Source organism: Mycolicibacterium lutetiense, from assembly GCF_017876775.1.
GTDB classification, from domain to species: domain Bacteria; phylum Actinomycetota; class Actinomycetes; order Mycobacteriales; family Mycobacteriaceae; genus Mycobacterium; species Mycobacterium lutetiense.
Window position 1 is genome coordinate 264,391 of sequence record NZ_JAGIOP010000001.1, and the last position, 20,224, is coordinate 284,614.

The following is a 20,224-nucleotide window of genomic DNA, read 5'->3' on the forward strand; positions in this document are numbered from 1 at the left end:
CCAGTACCTATCGCGCCTCCTCGCCGTACCTTATGTTCGCTGGCGGGCCAGCGGCAATGTCAGCCGATCGGCTCCAATTCAGCTGTGGCGCAAAGCCAATCACGAGAGGTTGCAGACATGGCAAAACATCGGAAGATGTCCGAGCGGTCGGTGCGGACGCGGACATTGGTTGGGGGCGTCATCGCGGGCGGCGCGTTGGCGGTGGCGTTGCCGACGGGATTGGCGTCCGCTGATTCCAGCGCATCGGGCAATGCGGTGGGTAGGCCTGCCTTCGACAACCCCGCACCGGTAGTCCGGGCCGCCCAGGCTGCCGGCGACAAGGTGTTCAACCAGACGCCCGGCGTCAACAAGACGCTCGACGACAGCCCACTGGGCGAGGTGTACCACACCAATTTCGGTACCGGGAACTACGCCGACCCGAGCAAGGGCGCCAACGGTGCGATCCAGGGCGAGCTGAACGTCAACGCCGGCAAGTACTACTACAACGAGACGCAGAAGTACTCGAATCAGTACCTCGGCAACAAGATCCTCGCGGACGAGAAGGACCTGCCGGGCACCCTGCCCAAGGCCATCGCCGGGAACGGACCCACCGCCAAGGTGTCCAGCGCTAAGCCATCCAACGCGAACAAGTCGCTGACCTGCGTCGCCGCCGCGAGCTGCAACCACTGATCGTTCGACATGGGGAAAGCGGGCGGGCCTTCGGGCCCGCCTGCTTTGTCTCAGTCGGTCTGGTTGCGGCGTTTCTTGCGCTTGACGCTCACGCTGCCCCATAGCGAGAAACCGCGGATGTGGACCCGCGGTGCCCCGGACGTGCCGGATCCGTCGACGCTGTGATCGAAGTTCCCCATCACGCCCATGCCGTCGACATCGACATTCACCTCCGGCGGCACCAGGATGGTCTGCCCACCGAAGATCGAATAGCTGCGGACATCGACGTCGGGTGCGGTGAAATCGGCATAGCGCAGATCGATCACGCCGCCACCGAAGAGCGCGAACGTCGTCAGCTTCTTGGGCACGTTCCACCGGCCGCGGCGCTCGAACCCGCTCATGATCGCCAGCAGCAGCGTCGAGGGGGCAGGGCGACATTGGCTTACCGAACAGTTCACGGCCCCCGGAAGGTCCCGGCTCAACCGGGCCAGATCGTCGTACGTCTGCGCCGCGTAAGCCTTTGCCAGCCGATCCTCGTATTCGGCCATCGGCAGCCGGCCCGCGGCCGCAGCATCAGTGAGCAGTTGCGCCACCTGAATGCGGTCGGTGTCGGCCGCGCGCATCGACTTGCCCTGAGGCGCTGAAGTGCTCATCGGTGTCGAGCCTACGACGATCGCTGTCACATGCAAGACCAGTGGCCTACCTGTGTTGCGACGGTTGCGGCAATGGACCCCACTCGGTGCCGACGATCTATCCGGCCGTACCCAAATAGTCCTGGAACGATGTGCCTTCGACCGCATTCTTCGGGGCCAGATTGGCCCCCGACCTGTAACCCGCGACGATGCGGCCGGGGATGGTGAATCTGACCACGCGACGCACGCCGTTGTGGGCTGATAGATACATCTGTCCCAATTCTGGGTGGCTGTGAACCGCGGGGCCGCCGATATCGGACACCCGCCCGGCGGGCTCGGAATCGATCAATGCGACCAGTCGAGTGGCCACATCCCGGGTGTCGATCGGCTGGAATCGGACGTCGCGTAGGGCCCATAAAACAGGGGAGAATCGCTGCGCCGAAAACGTCTTTTCGATTAGCTCGTGGAACTGCGTCGCGCGCAGGATCGTGTGCCCGACCCCGGACGTCTCGAGCGCCTCCTCGACCCGCAACTTGGTCTTGTAATAGGGCAGTGGGATGTCGTCGATGCCGACGATCGAGATATAGATGAGGTGCCCGACGCCCTTGCGTCGTGCCGCCGCGATCAGATTCCTGGCGGCTTTGACGTCCTTGCTGCCGGTGGCTTGCGTAGCGCAGTGGACGACGACGTCCACGCCGTCGAGCGTGGCGTCCAGGCCGTCGGGCGAGAGCAGGTCGGCTTGGTGCCAGTGCACGCCGGTGTAGCCGACCCGGTCCCGGCGGCTCAGTGCGCGGACCTGATGGCCGGCGTCGATCGCCTCCGGCACCACATGGTGGCCGAGAGTGCCGGTCGCCCCGGTGACGAGCACAGTGCGTGGCATGGTGGCCACGCTACCGACGCGTCCCCGGGGCCGTCAGCGATTACGCGGCTGCGTCGGCCGACTTCTCCTTCTTCTCGGCCTTGGCTTTCTTCGTCTTCTTCAGGCCCTTGCCGACGTCCTTGACGTCGTTGGCGGCATTGTCGACCGCGCCACGCACCTTGTCGACCGTCTCCTTGACCGACTTCTTGACGGGATCGCTCGCGTCGGCGGCATGGCGGGCCTTCGCTTTGGGCCGGGCGACCTTCACCGAGTCCTTCTCCACACCAAGACCCTTGAGGGTGTCCTTGACCGGGGTGGACGTGGCGCCAGTGTCCTTGGGTTCGGGTTGGTCGGTGTCGGTAGTCGTCGTGTCCGGGGCTTCAAGGCTGAGCGTCTGCAGCTGGCGGTCGCCCGATGGGATCGAGGTGATGGCCTGCTTGTTGGACTGCTTATTGGCGGTGGAGCCATTGACCTTGAGCATGTTGTCGATGGCCGTCTCGACCTGAGCGTTCACGCCGTCGAGAGCAGTGGTGACCGGGGCGAGGCCCTTCTCGATGCCGTCGAAGATCGGGTGGGCGCCGTCCTGGACGAGTTGCAGTGCGTCGCTCATCGCCTTGGCTACCGCCACCGACACGGCGTTCTGCACGATCGGCTTGAAGTCCATCCCCGGAAGTTTGGGGGTCCAGGCCTCCGGGTTGAGGGCGTTGGCCTGAATGCCGTCGATCAGCGCGTCGAAGATGATCTCGTTGGCGGCCAGCTGCTGCGTCACGTTGAGCGGGGAATGCCACAGGTATGCCTGGTCGCCGGCTTCGCCGAAGGTGCGCTCCAGGTTCGCGGGGTTCACGTCCTGGTACCCCATGTTCACCATCTTCCGCAGCGCATCCTCGACGCTGTCGGTCAACGGAGTCGGGATATCAACGCCCGGAGCAAGATTGAGCAGATGCGGGACCATCCGCAGCGGCTCGAGCAACGGGAGATTGCCCGAGTCGTAGGTGATGTAGGTGGCGTTGCCGGGGAACTTGGTGGCGTTGGTGAAATTGTTCAGCCAAGTGTTGAGGATGGGGACCCAATTGAGGCTGTCCACGAACCCCGTCCAGCCCGGAACCATGTCGAGGCCCTGGCCGCCGGTGGGGTCGACCATCACCTTCACGCCGTCGAGGATCCCGGTTACCAACTGCGGCAAGACATGGCTGCCGATGTTGTTGCCCTCGTCGGGCAGGAGATAGGTGAGGAATACTCCGGCTGCGAGCGAGTTGGCCCAGGCCAGCGGGCTCAGCGTGGTAGGTACGTCCGAGAGCGGGTTGTAGGCCCAGGTGATGTCGAGGATCGACGTGTTGAGCACCTTGGTCATGGCGTCGTTGGTGTAGCTGCCCGCATCCGGCGTGGTGAGGTTCACCCCGAGCAAGTTGGTGAAAGGTGTTGCCAGCGCGAACAACCCGCCGCCAGGACGGCTCGGGTTGTTGACGAAGATCAGCCACTGGCCGGTGACCCCGATCTGCCAGTCCGGGTCATTGGACTGGACTGCGTTGATCATGTCACGGTAGGCCAGCGAGGTGGTCAGCCCTCCGAGGCTTTCGGACAGGATGACGGCGCGTCGCTGATTTAGAACGGGAGCCTCGTTCAACAGCCAATTGGCAATCTGTTGAAATACCGGCTGGTTGCCCAGGCCGAACATCTTGATGAGGCCGGTGAGGGTGGGGTCCAGGCCGTTAACGGCGTCGTACACGTCGCTGGGCAGCGGGCCCTTGACGCCGGCCTCGACCGGCGAGACGGCGTCGAGCAGGTCCAGCAATCCGACGACGGTCTCGGCCAGCGCGGTGTTGCCGGTCAATCCTCCGGCCGCCCGGATCACGTTCCCGGGGGTGATCCCGAGGAGCTGCGCGGTCCAGAAGATCGGGCCTACCCCGTAGAGCCCGACGATGTCGGGGATCTTGCCGATGTCAGGGGCCGAGGCTGCCGTCAGTTCCACGTCCGCCTGCACGCTGCGGTTGTGGGCGGCGAGCGCTTCCGGCGCCGACGAGGCCACGCCTGCGGTCAATGCCGCCGCGGTCGCGACGACGGCCGCGGCGGTGGCTGCTGTCTTGGCCTTGGGAAGGCGGGGTGGGGTGGGCTGTGACATCAATCGATCCGCCTTCAAAGTGTGACGTAGCCGACAGAGAGCTTGCACACTGTAACAACACATATTTGCCCAGATGGCGTCCTTGCGCGTAGTTGGTGGATGGCGGCGCTGCGGAATCAGTCGCCAACCCACGCGCATGCCTGGTGAGGCGGGGAAATTCACCGGGCCTGTGCTCGGGGTTTGGCCTATGTGGAATCCGAAGTTGCGTGTCGCGATTGATTGCCAGAATCGCAGCCCGAGGTGTTATGCGCTCCCATAGTCCACCTGCCAGTGTTTGACGCCGTTGAGCCAGCCAGACTTCAACCGTTCCGGCTCACCGATCGGCTTGAGATCGGGCATGTGGTCGGCGATCGCGTTGAACATCATCGTGATCGTCATCCGCGCCAGGTTGGCGCCGATGCAGTAGTGCGCCCCGGTGCCGCCGAACCCGAGGTGCGGGTTGGGATCTCGGAGGATGTCGAAGGTGTGTGGGTCTTCGAACACGTCCTCGTCGAAGTTGGCCGAGCGGTACGACATCACCACCCGCTCTCCCTTCTTGATCTGTACGCCGTGTAACTCGACGTCGGCGAGGGCGGTGCGCTGGAACGCCGACACCGGGGTCGCCCAGCGGATGATCTCGTCGGCGGCGGTCTTGGGCCGCTCTTTCTTGAACAGCTCCCATTGATCGGGGTGTTGTGAGAAGGCGATCATGCCGTGGGTGATCGAGTTGCGGGTGGTCTCGCTGCCGGCCACCGAGAGCATGATCATGAAGAAGCCGAACTCGTCGTCGGACAGCTTCTCGCCGTCGATGTCGGCCTCGATCAGCTTGGTGACGATGTCGTCGGTCGGGTTCTTGCCCCGCTCCTCGGCCATCTTCATGGCATAGGAGATGAGCTCGAACGACGACGCGACCGGATCGACATCGGCGTACTCGGGGTCGTCACCGGCGGTCATCTCGTTGGACCAACGGAACAGCTTGTCGCGGTCGTCCTGGGGCACGCCGAGCAGTTCGGCGATGGCCTGCAGCGGTAACTCGCAGGCCACCTGCTCGACGAAGTCGCCGGTGTTCGACGCGGCCGCGGTCTTGGCGATCTGCTGGGCCCGGAAGTTCAGCTCGTCCTCAAGCCGCGAAAGCGCGCGCGGGGTGAAGGCCCGGGACACGATGTTGCGTAGCCGCGCGTGTTGCGGGTCGTCCATGTTCAGCAGCACGTTGCGCTGCAAGTCGACGGCCTCGCGGGTCATCGTCTGAGGCCACACCGGGATCGCGCCGTCCGGCGAGGTCCCGAAGGTGTCGTTGCGCTTGGACACCTCTTTGACGTCGGCATGTCGGGTCACGAGCCAATAGCCCTTGTCGCCGAATCCACCGGTGCCGCCGGGCACATCGACCCAGTGCACGGGCTCGGCCCTCCGCAGCTCGGCAAGTTCGGCGACCGGGAGGCTCACAACGTTCAGGTCCGCGTCGAGAGGGTCGAAGCCTTCGGGCAGATTGGGACGGGTCATGTAACGAGGCTCCTCAGATTCTCCGAGACGGCGGTGGCAACGTCCCATCACCTTGCGCTCAGCCGCGCGCCGCAACTAGGGCCATTAGTCCCTATTGGGTCCGTATGGCCTGGGCTTAGCGTTGCAATCCAGCAACTACAGGAACGTGTTCTAGTTTCTGGACTGAGCGGGAGGTGGCGGGTTGAGTAGCGATTCGACTGGCACTGCGGTGCGCGAGATCGACGTCGGCACGACGCCGACGCGGTTCGCTCGTGGCTGGCACTGCCTGGGCATGGTGTCGGAGTTTCTGGACGGCAAACCCCATTCGATTCACGCATTCGGGACGAAGCTGGTCGTCTTCGCCGACAGCAAGGGCGAACTGCACATTCTCGATGCCTACTGCCGCCATCTCGGCGGCGACCTGGCTCAAGGTGAGGTCAAAGACGATGCAGTTGCGTGTCCGTTCCACGACTGGAGGTGGTCCGGCAGTGGCCGCTGCACACAGGTGCCCTATGCCAAACGCGCTCCACGACTTGCACGTACACGTGTGTGGATATCAAGTGTCCGTGCGGGTCTCCTATTCGTCTGGCATGACCCCGAGGGCAATACACCGCCTCCGCATCTGGACATCCCCGACATTCCGGAGTTTCGTGACGAGGGCTGGACGGAATGGTCGTGGCGCACCGAGCTCATCGGCTCGAACTGTCGAGAGATCGTCGACAACATCGTCGACATGGCGCACTTTTACTACATCCATTTCGGGTTCCCGACCTACTTCAAGAACGTGTTCGAAGGCCAGGTGGCGTCCCAGTACCTCCAGACGATCGGGCGGCCCGACGTCAACCTGGGTGGATCGCACTACGCCGGTGAACAGGTCCTCGATTCCGAAGCGTCCTACTTCGGTCCGTCGTTCATGATCAACCGGCTGCACAACAGCTACAGCGGATACGCCGTCGAAGCAATCCTGGTCAACTGCCACTACCCGGTATCGCCGGATTCCTTTGTGCTGCAATGGGGCATCATGGTCCGCCGGCCGAAGGGGCTGACCGCCGAGGCGACCGACATGCTGCTGCATGCGTTCACCGACGGTGTCAGCCGCGGGTTCCTGCAGGATGTGGAGATCTGGAAGAACAAGACCAGGATCGACAACCCGCTTCTGGTCGAGGAAGACGGTCCGGTCTATCAGCTGCGGCGGTGGTACGAGCAGTTCTACGTCGATGCCGCAGACGTCACCCCGGACATGACCGATCGCTTCGAGTACGAAGTGGATACCACTGCCGCCAATGAGTATTGGCGCAACGAAGTCGCCGAGCATCTTCGACAGCAGGAACCACCGGCCCCGGCCCTCACTGGCCTCGGTCTCACCCAGTCCAACCCTGAAAGGGCAGTCCAGTGACCACTATTCAGATCGATCGTATTCAGGCGGTGCGCGATCCGCGGACAGTTCTGGCCGGTATCGACGAGTTGTTGCCGCTGCTGCGGGAGCGGGCCCAGGCCACCGAGGATCGGCGCGCGATCCACGAAGAATCATTGTCGGCACTCGACGACATCGGTTTCTTCAAGCTGCTGCAGCCCGAGCAGTGGGGCGGCATGCAGTGCGATCCGACCGTCTACTGCGAGGCAGTGCGCCGCTTGGCCAGTGCCTGCGGTTCCACCGGATGGGTGGCAGGAGTGCTGGCCGTGCACAACTGGCATCTGGCCCTGTTCGATCAGCAGGCACAAGAAGATGTCTGGGGCGACGACCCGTCCGCGCGGGTGTCGTCGTCCTATGCCCCGATGGGCGCCGGACACGTCGTCGACGGAGGCTATCTGGTATCCGGCTCGTGGCAGTGGTCGTCCGGAAGTGCGCACGCGACTTGGGCCTTCGTCGGCGGCCCGGTGATCAAGGACGGGCGGCCGGTCGATTTCGGCAGCTTCCTGATCCCGCGCTCCGACTATGAGATCGACGATGTGTGGAATGTCGTCGGCCTGCGCGGCACCGGCAGCAACACCCTGGTGGTCAAGGACGTGTTCGTGCCCGAACACCGTTTCCTGTCGTATGCGGCGATGAACGACGGCACCGCCGGCGGCTACCAGACCAACACCGCCCCGGTGTACAAGATGCCATGGGGCACCATCCATCCCACCACCATCTCGACTCCGATCGTCGGCATGGCCTACGGCGCCTACGATGCCCACGTCGAGCACCAGGGCAAGCGGGTCCGCGCCGCCTATGCGGGTGAGAAGGCCAAGGACGATCCGTTCGCCAAGGTTCGGATCGCCGAGGCCGCCAGCGACATCGACGCCGCCTGGCGACAGCTGTCGGGCAACGTCGCCGACGAGTACGCCCTGCTGGTCGCCGGTGAGGAGATCCCGTTCGAGCTGCGGGCCCGGGCGCGTCGCGATCAGGTGCGTGCCACCGGCCGTGCGATCGCCTCGATCGACCGTCTGTTCGAGGCCTCGGGTGCCACCGTGCTCTCCAATGATGCTCCGGTGCAGCGGTTCTGGCGTGATGCGCACGCCGGTCGGGTGCACGCGGCCAACGATCCCGAGCGTGCCTATCTGATCTTCGGCGACAACGAGTTCGGCCTGCCCCCGGCCGACATCATGGTCTGATAGCTCCGCAGGCACAGATACCCGTGGGGGTCCGGGGCCGCGGCCGGCCCCGGACCCATTAGGGCAGCAAGCTCAGGCTGGCGCCTTTTGTTGTGCGCCTGAGGGGATCAGGCCGAGCTGCTGCAGCATGCCGAGGGTGTCCCACGTGACCCAACTTTCGGCGATCTTGCCGTCTTCGATCCGGTCGATATTGGTCAGGTTGATCCGGCTGTGCTTGCCGGTAGCGGGCCGGCCCATGATCTCGCCGGTGTTGTCGCCCTGGGCCTCGATCATCGTGCAGACATAGTCGCCATCGGCGAGTTGCCTCTTGACGTCAAATCGCATGTTGGAGAAAGACGTCCGATACATGCCCATCAGGCTTCTCATGTGTTCGGGACCCCGCTGATCGCCGAACGGATCCTGGGTGTCGTGGAAGGCGGCACCCGGAGCAACGAGATCGTCCAGCTCGCCGAGGTCGCCGGAGCCGAATACCTCCCAGATGCGTCGGGAAATCGCCTTGTTCTGATCATTGGCCATGATTCCGGCCTTTCGGGAGACCACCGTACGGCAGATAACGTCCGCACAGAAAACGCTAGAACTGTGGCCGCCGATCCGACAGACGCGGGGCAGTGTGTGCTGCCACTGGCAATTACCAGTCGTCCAGCATGCACAGGCTGACCTGCGCTGTCCGCGACGCCGCCACTGTCGGATGGCGTCGCTTCGACCAGAGGCGTTGGCGCTTCCCCCCAGGGCGGCGGGGGAGGCGCCAACGTTCTGCTTGTTATTTGTCGCCGCTGCCGGCGTCGCTCTTGTCTTTCTCTCCGGCCTTGGAGGCCGCGGCCTTCTTGGGGCCCTTGGTGAGAGACTTGACCCTCTTCTTGATGTCGTCGCGGACGCTCTCGGCACTCTTGTCAACCTGACCTGCCGCGTTCTGCAACGACGTGCGCAGCTGCTGCCCGGTTCGGCTGGTGGCGGCGGCCGGTTTGCCGGGGGTGACCTTGTTGCCTGTCGAAAGGTCCTTTGCCCCAGTGGAGCTGGCGTTCACCGCGGCGGTATCCGCCGGGGCGGAGTCGTCCTCGGTTGTCGCTTCGGCTTTGGCCTCAGGCTCGTGGACCGGCGCCTGTGCAGGAGCGACCGGCGCAGTATCAGGCGCCGAAATCTTGGCAACCGGGAGCGCGGACTCAGGCTTCGGCAGTGCGATCGCCTGGGCGATGAACTCGGCCTTCCTGAGGACCAGGTTCAGCACGGTGCCGCCGGTGACGATGCAACCGCAGCCCCCAACCACCCGATAGTCGAACAGACCGGCCGGCGAGTTGAGGACCGAGTCGATGGCGTTGGCGGGGGCGTTGGCAACGGCGGTCAATGCCGTTGGGACATCGCCTGCTTCGATGGCATCGATGGCCGCCTGGGCTGAGGTGGCCATCGAATCAGCGGTCTTCATCACGACGTTTGACATGCCGTTGAAGAGGGGGGACATGGTGTTGATGCTGAAGATCTCCCGAACCACTGCAGCGGCGTGGTCACCTATCGAGGTGGGGATCTTCATGAGGTCCATCATGGGCATCAAGGCGAACATCACCCTGTTGAAAGCAAGTACGGTCGTCATCGTCTTGACCGCCTGCTGGACATTCCCGGCCTGGAACTGGGTCACGGCCAACTCAAATGCCGGCGCTACCTGATTTTCCGCCCAGTACTGCAGTTTCGGAATCGTGTTCTGCACACCGGAACTGATCCAGTCAGCGTAGGTCTGCACGTTGGTGATGAGCTGTCGGGTGATCGGCATCGGATTGTTCATCCAGTACGCGCCGAGCTCGCCGAGGTTCTCGCCGGTGTTCGTCGCCACCTGACTCCAGCGGGTCAGTGGGTCAACGGTCGACGTCAGCTGGACCGCGGCGGTCGAGATCGAGGTGGTGGCCGAGGCTGTGGCCGGTGGTGGTGCCAGTGGTGACATGGCGATCACGCTGGCCCCAACAAGTGCGATGCCGGCCCTGGCGGCCGGCCGCATTGCTTTCTGCATGGATGGTTCATTCCTGTCGGTAGTTCGGAATGGGAACCGTAGCGAGGCGAGAGCTCGTCGACGTCGAATCTTCGGAAAGTTTCAACGTGCAAGGAACGAATCAGCAAACTATCTGCTCGGGGCATATCTAGGTGCTACATGTGATGGGGTGCCATCGTGTGCGGGCAGTAGCTACTTGAAAATCATTGAATGTATTTCAAAGCGGAACAATCGCTGCGGGCCGGTTGCAACCGGTTCCGGCACTGCTGACGGCAACGGCCCCACTTCGTTGGCGCTGAAGTGGGGCCGGAGTCGCCGCTGGGTCAGCCCGTCACCCAGTTCGGTGGGCGCTTCTGCAGGAATGCCATCATGCCCTCGCGGGCTTCATCGGAGACGAACAGTTGCGCCGACTGCCGGGTCAGTGCCTCGGCATCCTCGTCGAACCGGCGCAGGATCGACGCCGTGGTCAGCGCTTTCGACGTCGCCAGCCCCTGCGGTGAACCCTTCGCGATCTCGGCGGTCAGCGCGGCCACGGCGGATTCGACGTCGTCGGCGGCCTGCGTGATCAGCCCGATCTCGGCTGCCTCGGCGGCACCGAACTTCTCCCCGGTGACGAAATAGCGCCCCGCCGCCCGCGGCGACATCTTCGGCAACAACGTCAGTGAAATGATCGACGGCGCAACGCCGATGCGCGCCTCGGTCAGTGCGAACGTGCTCTGCGGGCCGGCGACGACGAGATCGCACGCACCGATCAGGCCCATCCCGCCGGCCCGCACATGCCCGTCGATCGCGCCGATCACCGGGACCGGCAACTCTAGGATGGCCCGCAACGTCCTGGTCATCTCCCGGGCTCGGTCCACCGCGATCTCGCCGGGATCCTGCCCTGCGGCCTCGCTCAGATCGGCTCCCGCGCAGAAGGTTCCACCAGTGTGACCGAGCACCACCACCCGCACACCGGGTTCATCGGCCGCGTCGGTCAGCCCCTGGTGCAATTGCTCCACCAGGGCCGTCGACAGTGCATTGCGGTTGTGCGGGGAATCCAGCGTGAGGCGTGCGACGGCGCCCTGGACCCGGTAGTGGACGACCGCGCTCATCAGTAGGACCGAGGAAGACCGAGCGACGTCTGCGCGACGAAGTTCAGGATCATCTCGCGGCTCACCGGCGCGATGCGGGCGAGCTTCGACGCCGTCACTGCGGCCGCGATGCCGTACTCCTTGGTCAGACCGTTGCCGCCGAGCGACTGCACGGCCTGATCGACCGCCCGCACCGATGCCTCACCGGCGGCGTACTTGGCCATGTTGGCGGCCTCGGCCGCACCGAAGTCGTCGCCGGCGTCGTACAGCGTCGCGGCTTTCTGCATCATCAGCTTGGCCAGCTCCACCTCGATGTGGTTCTGCGCCAACGGATGCGAGATACCTTGGTGAGAACCGATCGGTACCTTCCAGACCTGGCGAGTCTTCACGTAATCGACGGCCTTGTTGATGGCGAACCTGCCCACGCCCGTCGCGGATGCTGCCCCCATGATGCGTTCGGGATTCAGTCCGGCGAACAGCTGCGCGATCGCGGCGTCCTCAGAGCCCACCAGCGCATCGGCGGGCAGCCGGACATCGTCGAGGAACACCTGGAACTGGCTCTCCGGGCTGACGATCTCCATCTCGATCTTGGTCCAGCTCAGACCCGGGGTGTCGGTCGGGATGACGAACAGTGCGGGCTTGAGGTTTCCGGTCTTGTGGTCCTCGGAGCGGCCGACGACGAGGATGGCCTGCGCCTGATCGACCCCGGAGATAAACGTCTTCTGGCCCTTGATGATCCAGTCGCTGCCGTCGCGGCGGGCGGTGGTGGTGATGCGGTGGCTGTTGGAACCCGCGTCAGGCTCGGTGATCGCGAAGGCCATGGTGATCGAGCCGTCGGCGATACCGGGGATCCAGCGCTTCTTCTGCTCCTCGGTGCCGAACTTGGAGATGATCGTGCCGTTGATCGCGGGGGAGACGACCATCATCAGTAGCGCCGACCCGGCCGCCGACATCTCTTCCATCACCATGGACAGCTCGTACATGCCGGCGCCACCGCCGCCGTACTCCTCGGGCAGGTTCACCCCGATGAAGCCGAGTTTGCCTGCCTCGTTCCACAATTCGGTGGTGTGCTGCCCGGAACGGGCCTTCTCCAGGTAGTAGTCCTGCCCGTAGTTGGCGGCCATCGCGGCCACCGCCTGGCGCAGGGCCTTCTGCTCGTCGGTCTCGATGAAGCTCATGACTGTTCTCCTTCAGGGTTGTGCACGCGGGCAAGTACGGCGCCGACCTCGACCTGTTGGCCAGCGGCGACATTGAGTTCGGCCAGCACCCCGTCCTCGGGGGCGGCGATGGTGTGCTCCATCTTCATGGCTTCCAGCCAGATCAGGGGCTGTCCGGCGGTGACGGTATCGCCGACGGCGGCGCCGACGCGCACCACCGAACCGGGCATCGGTGCCAGCAGCGAGCCGTGCGCCACCGCGTCGTCGGGATCGGGGAAGCGGGGCAGCGCGGTGAGTGCCACGGGGCCCAGCGGGGAGTCGACGAACACCTGATCGCCGTACACCGCCACGTCGAACGCGCGATCCACCCCGTTGACGGTGAGCACCACCCGGTCCGGAGTCGCCGACACCAGGGAAACCCCGCCTTCGTCGGGTAATTCAACGCCGGTACGGGTAAATCGGTAGCGCACCGGGACGTCGTCGCCCGCGGCATCGCGGTAGGTCCGGGACTGGTATCCCGAGGCCAGGTTGCGCCAGCCGCTCGGGGCGGCACCGAAAACCTTTGCACTGCTGCGGTTGCCCGCGGAGTTGGCCAGGGCGGCGGCGATCGCCGAGAGCGTCACCACCCCCGCGTCGGCCAGCGCAGCAGCCAGGGTATCGAGACCGTGCGCGTCGAAGAACGCCGTGTCGGTGGCCCCGCCCAGGAATGCCGGATGCCGCAGGACGTTCACCAGCAGATCCCGGTTGGTGCGCAGTCCGTGGATCCGGGTGCGGGCCAAGGCATCGGCCAGCACGGTCGCGGCCTGACGCCGGGTGGGCGCGTAGGAGATGACCTTGGCCAGCATCGGGTCGTAGAAGATCGACACGACCGAACCGTCTTCGATGCCGGTATCGACGCGCACGTGCCCGGGCACGTCGAACCGATGCACCGTGCCGGCCTGCGGCTGCCAGCCCTTGGCCGGATCCTCGGCGTAGAGGCGGGCCTCGATGGCCGAACCACGTGAGGCCGGTGGTTGCGCGTCGAGGGTGCCGCCGTCGGCCACCAGGATCTGCAGCTCGACCAGGTCGAGCCCGGTGGTGGCCTCGGTGACCGGATGTTCCACCTGCAGACGGGTGTTCATCTCCAGGAAGAAAAAGTCACCCTTGTGGTCGGCCATGAACTCGACCGTGCCCGCACCGGCGTAGCCGATCGCCTCGGCGGCCAGGCGGGCTGCGTCGAACAACTTCTCCCGCATCCCCGGGGTGCGCTCGACCAGGGGAGAGGGGGCCTCCTCGATGACCTTCTGGTGACGGCGCTGGATCGAGCATTCGCGCTCACCGACCGCCCACACCGTGCCGTGCTGATCGGCCAGCACCTGCACCTCGACGTGGTGGCCCGCGGCCAGGTAGCGCTCACAGAACACCGTCGGGTCGCCGAACGCCGACTGCGCCTCGCGCTGCGCGGCGGCCACTTCGGTGGGTAGCTCCGACAATTCACGCACGACGCGCATTCCCCGACCACCGCCACCGGCAGAGGCCTTCACCAGGACCGGCAGCTGATCGGCTGTCACGGTGGACGGATCGAGTTCGGCCAGCACCGGAACGCCGGCCGCGGCCATCATCTTCTTGGCCTCGATCTTCGAGCCCATGGCAGCCACGGCATTCACCGGTGGCCCGATCCAGGTCAGCCCGGCGTCGATCACCGCGGCGGCGAAATCGGGGTTCTCCGAGAGGAACCCATAGCCGGGGTGAATGGCGTCGGCGCCGGAGGCCTGGGCCGCGGCGATGAGCTGCGCGGAATCGAGGTAGCCGTTGGTGCCCTCCAGGCGCACCCGGGCGTCGGCCTCGGCCACATGCGGTGACCCGGCGTCGGGATCGGTGTACACCGCGACGGTGCCGATACCGAGGCGCCGGCACGTCTCGAACACCCGGCGGGCGATCTCGCCGCGGTTGGCGACCAGAACTCTCGTAATCATTGGGCGTCTCTCACATCCTGAAGACGCCGAAGTTCGACGTCCCCTCGATCGGGCCACTCGCAATGGCGGACAGGCACATTCCCAGCACGGTCCGGGTGTCACGGGGATCGATCACCCCGTCGTCGTACAACCGGCCGGACAGGAACATCGGCAGCGACTCGGCCTCGATCTGAGCCTCGACCGCGGCCCGCAGCGCCGCGTCGGCAGCCTCGTCGACCGCCTGTCCACGGGCCTCGGCGGCGGCGCGGCTGACGATCGAGAGCACTCCGGCCAACTGGGTACCGCCCATCACCGCGGACTTGGACGACGGCCAGGCGAACAGGAACCGCGGGTCGTACGCGCGCCCACACATGCCGTAGTGGCCTGCACCGTAGGAGGCGCCGACGAGCAGCGAGATGTGTGGCACGGTGGAATTCGACACCGCATTGATCATCATCGAACCGTGCTTGATCATGCCGCCCTCTTCGTACTGCTTACCCACCATGTAGCCGGTGGTGTTGTGCAGGAACAGAAGTGGGGTGTTGGACCGGTTCGCCAGCTGGATGAACTGGGTGGCCTTCTGCGATTCCTCACTGAACAGCACACCGCGGTGATTGGCCAGGATCCCGACCGGGTAGCCGTACAGCGTGGCCCATCCCGTCACCAGTGACGACCCGTACAGCGGCTTGAACTCGTCGAAATCCGAACCGTCGACGATGCGGGCGATCACATCGCGCGGGTCGAACGGGATGCGCAGATCGGCGGGCACGATGCCGATGAGTTCTTCGGGGTCGAACCGCGGCTCGACCACCGGGGCAGGCGCAGGCCCCTGCTTGCGCCAGTTCAAACGTGCCACGATGCGACGCCCGATCCGGATGGCGTCCAGCTCATCGTTGGCCAGGTAATCGCCCAGACCCGAAGTGCGGGCGTGCATCTCGGCCCCACCCAGCGACTCGTCGTCGGACTCTTCGCCGGTGGCCATCTTGACCAGTGGCGGCCCGGCCAGGAACACCTTGGAGCGGTCTTTGATCATCACCACGTGATCGGACATGCCCGGCACGTATGCCCCGCCGGCGGTGGAGTTGCCGAACACCAGCGCGATGGTAGGAATACCCGCCGCCGACAGCCGGGTCAGGTCGCGGAACATCTGCCCGCCGGGGATGAAGATCTCCTTCTGCGTCGGCAGATCGGCGCCACCGGACTCGACCAGGGAGACCACCGGCAGCCGGTTCTCCATCGCGATCTGGTTGGCGCGCAGGATCTTCTTGAGCGTCCACGGGTTACTCGTGCCGCCCTTGACCGTCGGATCATTGGCGACGATCAGGCACTCGACGCCCTCGACGGCGCCGATACCGCAGACGACGCTGGCGCCGACGGTGAAATCGCTGCCCCAGGCGGCCAGCGGGCTCAGCTCGAGGAACGGTGCGTCCGGATCCAGCAGCAGCTCGACGCGCTCGCGGGCGGTCAACTTGCCGCGGCCGTGATGGCGGTCGACGTACTTGGGCCCGCCACCAGCCAGCGCTTTGGCGTGTTCGGTGTCGAGTTCGGTGAGCTTGGCCGCCATCACCTCGGCGGCCTCGGTGAACCCGGGGGAGCGGGGATCGATGGTGGACTTGAGAGTGGTCACGACTGGAACCCCAATGTCTTTGCGGCCAACGAGGTCAGGATCTCGGTGGTGCCACCGCCGATACCCAGGATGCGCATGTCACGGTACTGACGCTCGACCTCGGATTCGGCCATATAGCCCATTCCGCCGAACAACTGCACGGCCTGGTTCGCCACCGATTCACCGGCATCGACCGCGGTGTTCTTGGCGAAACACACCTCGGTGATCAAGTTGGCCTCACCTGCCAACTGCCGCTCGGCCACATGGCGCGTGTACACCCGGGCCACATCGATGCGCCGGGCCATCTCGGCCAACGTGTTCTGCACCGATTGCCGGGCGATCAGTGGCTTGCCGAAGGTCTCGCGGTTGCGGCACCACTCGACGGTCAGATCCAGACAACGCTGCGCACTCGCGTACGCCTGCACGGCCAGGCCCACCCGCTCGGACACGAACGCCGCGGCAATCTGGAAGAAGCCGGAGTTCTCCGCACCGATCAGGTTGGCCACCGGCACCCGTGCATCGGTGTAAGACAGTTCAGCGGTATCGCTTGAGCGCCAACCCATCTTGTCGAGCTTGCGGCTGACCTCAAAGCCGGGCGTGCCCTTGTCCACCACGATCAGGGACACGCCCGCGGCCCCGGGACCGCCGGTGCGCGACGCGGTGACGACGTAGTCGGCGCGCACACCCGAGGTGATGTAGGTCTTGGCGCCGTTGAGGAGGTAGTCGTCACCGTCTCGAACGGCTCTCGTCGTCAGGTGCCCGACATCCGAGCCGCCACCGGGTTCGGTGATGGCCAACGATCCGATGAGCTCCCCGCGCAGCGTGGGCTTCACATACGTTTCGATCAGGCGCTCGTCGCCCGAGGCGATCATGTGCGGCACCGCGATGCCGCAGGTGAACAGCGAGGCGAACACGCCGCCGGGTGAGCCGGCGTAATGCATTTCCTCGCAGATGATCACGGCGTCGGCACTGTCGCCGCCACCGCCGCCGACCGACTCGGGGAAGTTGGCTCCGAGAAGTCCGGCCCCGCCGGCCTTGCGGTGCAGTTCGCGCGGGAGCTCGCCGGTGCGTTCCCACTCGGCGGCGTGGGGTAGGACCTCACGCTCGGTGAAACTGCGCACCGTCTTGCGCAGCGACTCGCGTTCGGGGGTATTCCAGATGCCGCTCACAGCAACCTTTCCGGGATATCGAGATGACGGCTGCGCAACCATTCGCCCAGCCCCTTGGCCTGCGGATCGAATCGGGCTTGATATGCAACGCCCTGACCGAGAATGCCTTCGATCACAAAGTTCACTGCCCGCAGATTCGGTAGCGGATGCCGGGTGACCGGCAGGTCGGCTGTCTCAGGCAGTAATTCACGAAGCCGCTCGACGGTCAGTGTGTGGGCCAGCCAGCGCCACGCCTCGTCGCTACGGACCCAGACGCCGACATTGGCCGACCCACCCTTGTCGCCGCTGCGGGCGCCGGCGATGGTGCCGAGCGCGGCACGCCGAGTCGGCCCGTCCGCGAGTGGCTCGGGTAGGGCAGGGTCGGAAACCGGTGCCAGTGGCAGGGTTTCGGCCGCAGGAGCGATACCGATCCGGGCGCCGTCGGCGTGCACGGCGATGTGCGGCACCTCGGCGGCGTCGACGTAGCCAGGTACGAACACGCCGTATATCTGCCCGTCGCCGGGCGGCGCGGTGGTGGTGAACCCCGGATAGCTGGCCAGCGCGAGTTCCACGCCCGCCGCGGAGAATTGGCGGCCGACGAGGTTGGGGTCGGGGTCGCGGACCACGCAGTGCAGCAGCGCACTGGCAGCTTCCTCGGTATCGGCGTCAGGGTGGTCGGTGCGGGCCAGGTTCCACTCCAGCTCGGCCGGACGGACCTTGATCCCGGCCTCCAACTGGCTGCGGATCAGCTGCGCCTTGGCCTCGATGTCCAGACCGGTCAGGACAAAGGTGGCGGCATTGCGGAAACCGCCGATGCTGTTGCACGACACCTTCAACGTCGGGGGCGGGGCCTCGCCCGTCACATTGGAGATCCGAACCCGGTCTGCGCCATCGGGGCCGTCCTGGCTCAACTGCAGTGAGTCGACGCGCAGCGTCACATCGGGATTGGCGTAACGGGCCCCGGTGATCTCGTAGAGCAGCTGCGCGGTGACGGTGCCGACGCTGACCTGCCCGCCGGTGCCGGCATGTTTGGTAATCACCGAGGAGCCGTCCGCGGCGATCTCGGCGATCGGGAACCCGGGGCGGGCCAGATCCGGGATTTCTGTGAAGAACGAGTAGTTGCCGCCGGTGGCCTGCGTGCCGCATTCGATCACGTGACCCGCCGCGACCGCCCCGGCCAGCGCGTCGTAGTCGGTGGCCGACCAGCCGAAGTGCGCGGCCGCGGGCCCGACGATCACCGACGCGTCCGTCACGCGGCCGGTGACCACGACGTCGGCGCCGGAATTCAGGCAGTCGACGATGCCCCATGCGCCCAGGTAGGCATTGGCGGCCAGGGGCGTACCCAGGCCTAGCTCAGAAGCACGGCCCACCAGATCGTCGCCCTCGACGTGAGCGACGTTGACGTCGAGGCCCAGGCGCTCGGCCAGGGCCCGCACCGCGGCGGCCAGTCCGGCCGGATTGAGCCCGCCGGCGTTGGCCACGATCTTCACGCCCTTGTCGAGAGCGAGGCCCAGCGACTGTTCCAGCTGGGTCAGGAAGGTCTTGGCGTAGCCGCGGTCGGGATTCTTGGCCCGATCACGGGCCAGGATCAGCATGGTGAGCTCGGCCAGATAGTCGCCGGTCAGATAGTCCAGCTCCCCGTCGGTGAGCATGTCGCGCATCGCAGACAGCCGATCACCGTAAAAGCCCGAACAGTTGCCGATGCGAACCGCATCAGTCCCTGATGGCACACGTACTCCCGTCGACGCTGACTATGGATACCAACCAACCAACCGGTAGGTTAGCGGGTACCGCCGGTCCCACGTCAAGGGTGGCCCCGTACGCCGAGTTTCCGCACCCAGATTGAACCCAGGGACAGAATCGGCCGGGTTTTTGTCCGTGGCTGCAATCTCGGCGCAGGGGCGTGAAACTGCGTTTTGGAGCCGACGCCGATCAACCGTTACTCTGTAGGACAGTCGTCTGCCGCTGCGATTCGCGCGGCAACACCCCTAAGCAAGGAGATGCACGTCATGGCTGTGCCCAAGCGCAGAATGTCGCGCGCGAACACCCGTAGCCGGCGCGCGCAGTGGAAGGCCGAGGCCACTGGCCTCGTCGGCGTCAATGTCGCCGGTCAGCAGCACAAGGTGCCGCGCCGTCTGCTCAAGGCCGCTCGTCTCGGCCTGGTCGACCTCGACAAGCGCTAGACCCGCAGAGGCTTCTTCAGAAAGCGCCATCACTCGTGATGGCGCTTTTTGTCGTGCTCGGAGCTTCCTAGAGCTGGGAAAACGCTCGGTGAATTTGCGGCGTGCCTCTCAGCCCACTCTCAGACGGCGGGATGAGACTGTTGCCTGTGCGCATACTTGTCGTTGACGACGATCGCGCTGTGCGCGAATCCCTGCGCCGGTCGCTTTCTTTCAATGGATATTCGGTCGAGCTCGCCCAAGATGGGGTCGAAGCGCTCGAGGCGATTTCCAATGACCGGCCTGATGCTGTGGTTCTGGACGTGATGATGCCGCGAATGGACGGCCTGGAAGTGTGCCGGCAGCTACGCAGCACCGGTGACGACCTGCCCATCCTGGTGCTGACCGCCCGCGACACGACCTCCGAGAAGGTCGCCGGGTTGGATGCAGGCGCAGACGACTACCTGCCCAAGCCGTTCGCACTCGAGGAGCTGCTGGCGCGGATGCGGGCGTTGCTCCGCCGGACCGTCAGCGACGATGGCTCCGATTCGCAGAAGATGTCGTTCTCCGACCTGACCCTCGACCCGGTGACCCGCGAGGTCACCCGCGGCGAACGTCAGATCAGCCTCACTCGCACCGAGTTCTCGCTGCTGGAAATGCTGATCGCCAACCCGCGGCGGGTGCTGACCCGTAGCCGCATCCTCGAAGAGGTCTGGGGTTTCGACTTCCCGACTTCGGGCAACGCCCTCGAGGTGTACATCGGCTACCTGCGCCGCAAGACCGAGGCCGAAGGTGAGATCCGGTTGATCCACACCGTGCGCGGCGTCGGCTACGTCCTGCGCGAAACTCCTCCCTGATTTG

Annotated in this window: 17 protein-coding genes; 5 read left to right on the forward strand and 12 right to left on the reverse strand. The window is 65.3% G+C overall.

The window, feature by feature from the left end; genetic code table 11:
• Positions 1-117: 117 nt before the first annotated feature.
• Entirely contained in the window at positions 118-669 is a 552-nt protein-coding gene (locus JOF57_RS01285; protein ID WP_209912885.1) for a hypothetical protein, read from the forward strand.
• A 50-nt stretch (positions 670-719) separates the two neighbouring features.
• Here JOF57_RS01285 and JOF57_RS01290 read toward each other — a convergent pair whose 3' ends face one another.
• The 4 genes from JOF57_RS01290 to JOF57_RS01305 all read right to left on the reverse strand — a co-directional run bounded on the left by JOF57_RS01290 (position 720) and on the right by JOF57_RS01305 (position 5,737).
• Positions 720-1,301: a DUF1707 SHOCT-like domain-containing protein gene (locus JOF57_RS01290; protein WP_209912887.1), complete on the reverse strand. Its 582-nt coding sequence runs from the start codon at positions 1,299-1,301 to the stop codon at positions 720-722.
• A gap of 97 nt (positions 1,302-1,398) precedes the next feature.
• Positions 1,399-2,160, reverse strand: coding sequence for an SDR family oxidoreductase (locus JOF57_RS01295; protein ID WP_209912889.1), 762 nt, complete (start codon positions 2,158-2,160; stop codon positions 1,399-1,401).
• Positions 2,161-2,200: 40 nt separating this feature from the next.
• A complete protein-coding gene (locus JOF57_RS01300; protein ID WP_209912892.1) occupies positions 2,201-4,258 on the reverse strand; it encodes an alpha/beta hydrolase family protein in 2,058 nt (685 codons plus the stop codon).
• Between the two features lie 243 nt (positions 4,259-4,501).
• Positions 4,502-5,737 carry a cytochrome P450 gene (locus JOF57_RS01305; protein ID WP_209912894.1) on the reverse strand — a complete coding sequence of 412 codons (1,236 nt, stop codon included), beginning with the start codon at positions 5,735-5,737 and terminating at the stop codon, positions 4,502-4,504.
• A 181-nt stretch (positions 5,738-5,918) separates the two neighbouring features.
• On the opposite strand from JOF57_RS01305, the gene JOF57_RS01310 reads away from it, so the two are divergent.
• On the forward strand, positions 5,919-7,112 hold the full coding sequence (locus tag JOF57_RS01310; RefSeq protein WP_209912896.1) for a 3-ketosteroid-9-alpha-monooxygenase, oxygenase component: 1,194 nt from the start codon (positions 5,919-5,921) through the stop codon (positions 7,110-7,112).
• A 20-nt stretch (positions 7,113-7,132) separates the two neighbouring features.
• Positions 7,133-8,311: a 3-hydroxy-9,10-secoandrosta-1,3,5(10)-triene-9,17-dione monooxygenase oxygenase subunit gene (gene hsaA, locus JOF57_RS01315; RefSeq protein ID WP_209915681.1), complete on the forward strand. Its 1,179-nt coding sequence runs from the start codon at positions 7,133-7,135 to the stop codon at positions 8,309-8,311.
• A gap of 72 nt (positions 8,312-8,383) precedes the next feature.
• On the opposite strand, the gene JOF57_RS01320 is transcribed toward hsaA, so the two are convergent.
• The 8 genes from JOF57_RS01320 to JOF57_RS01355 all read right to left on the reverse strand — a co-directional run bounded on the left by JOF57_RS01320 (position 8,384) and on the right by JOF57_RS01355 (position 18,934).
• Positions 8,384-8,827: an ester cyclase gene (locus tag JOF57_RS01320; protein WP_209912898.1), complete on the reverse strand. Its 444-nt coding sequence runs from the start codon at positions 8,825-8,827 to the stop codon at positions 8,384-8,386.
• A gap of 244 nt (positions 8,828-9,071) precedes the next feature.
• Positions 9,072-10,307: a hypothetical protein gene (locus JOF57_RS01325; protein WP_209912900.1), complete on the reverse strand. Its 1,236-nt coding sequence runs from the start codon at positions 10,305-10,307 to the stop codon at positions 9,072-9,074.
• A gap of 302 nt (positions 10,308-10,609) precedes the next feature.
• Positions 10,610-11,380, reverse strand: a complete 771-nt coding sequence (locus JOF57_RS01330) for an enoyl-CoA hydratase family protein (protein WP_209912902.1) — start codon at positions 11,378-11,380, stop codon at positions 10,610-10,612.
• Positions 11,380-12,537 carry an acyl-CoA dehydrogenase family protein gene (locus JOF57_RS01335; RefSeq protein WP_209912904.1) on the reverse strand — a complete coding sequence of 386 codons (1,158 nt, stop codon included), beginning with the start codon at positions 12,535-12,537 and terminating at the stop codon, positions 11,380-11,382. Before JOF57_RS01335 ends, JOF57_RS01330 begins: the two co-directional genes overlap by 1 nt.
• Complete coding sequence (locus JOF57_RS01340; protein WP_209912907.1) at positions 12,534-14,471, reverse strand: ATP-binding protein; 1,938 nt, start codon at positions 14,469-14,471, stop codon at positions 12,534-12,536. Before JOF57_RS01340 ends, JOF57_RS01335 begins: the two co-directional genes overlap by 4 nt.
• Positions 14,472-14,481: 10 nt before the next feature.
• Positions 14,482-16,077 carry an acyl-CoA carboxylase subunit beta gene (locus JOF57_RS01345; RefSeq protein ID WP_209912909.1) on the reverse strand — a complete coding sequence of 532 codons (1,596 nt, stop codon included), beginning with the start codon at positions 16,075-16,077 and terminating at the stop codon, positions 14,482-14,484.
• Positions 16,074-17,225: an acyl-CoA dehydrogenase family protein gene (locus tag JOF57_RS01350; protein WP_307869934.1), complete on the reverse strand. Its 1,152-nt coding sequence runs from the start codon at positions 17,223-17,225 to the stop codon at positions 16,074-16,076. The genes JOF57_RS01345 and JOF57_RS01350 overlap by 4 nt, the downstream gene beginning before the upstream one ends.
• Complete coding sequence (locus tag JOF57_RS01355; protein ID WP_209912914.1) at positions 17,222-18,934, reverse strand: acyclic terpene utilization AtuA family protein; 1,713 nt, start codon at positions 18,932-18,934, stop codon at positions 17,222-17,224. The genes JOF57_RS01350 and JOF57_RS01355 overlap by 4 nt, the downstream gene beginning before the upstream one ends.
• A 279-nt stretch (positions 18,935-19,213) precedes the next feature.
• On the opposite strand from JOF57_RS01355, the gene rpmF reads away from it, so the two are divergent.
• Both rpmF and JOF57_RS01365 read left to right on the forward strand, forming a co-directional pair.
• The gene (gene rpmF / locus JOF57_RS01360; protein WP_003885704.1) at positions 19,214-19,387 is read left to right on the forward strand and encodes a 50S ribosomal protein L32; all 174 of its coding nucleotides are present in this window, start codon (positions 19,214-19,216) and stop codon (positions 19,385-19,387) included.
• A gap of 146 nt (positions 19,388-19,533) precedes the next feature.
• The gene (locus JOF57_RS01365; RefSeq protein ID WP_209912916.1) at positions 19,534-20,220 is read left to right on the forward strand and encodes a response regulator transcription factor; all 687 of its coding nucleotides are present in this window, start codon (positions 19,534-19,536) and stop codon (positions 20,218-20,220) included.
• Positions 20,221-20,224 lie beyond the last annotated feature (4 nt).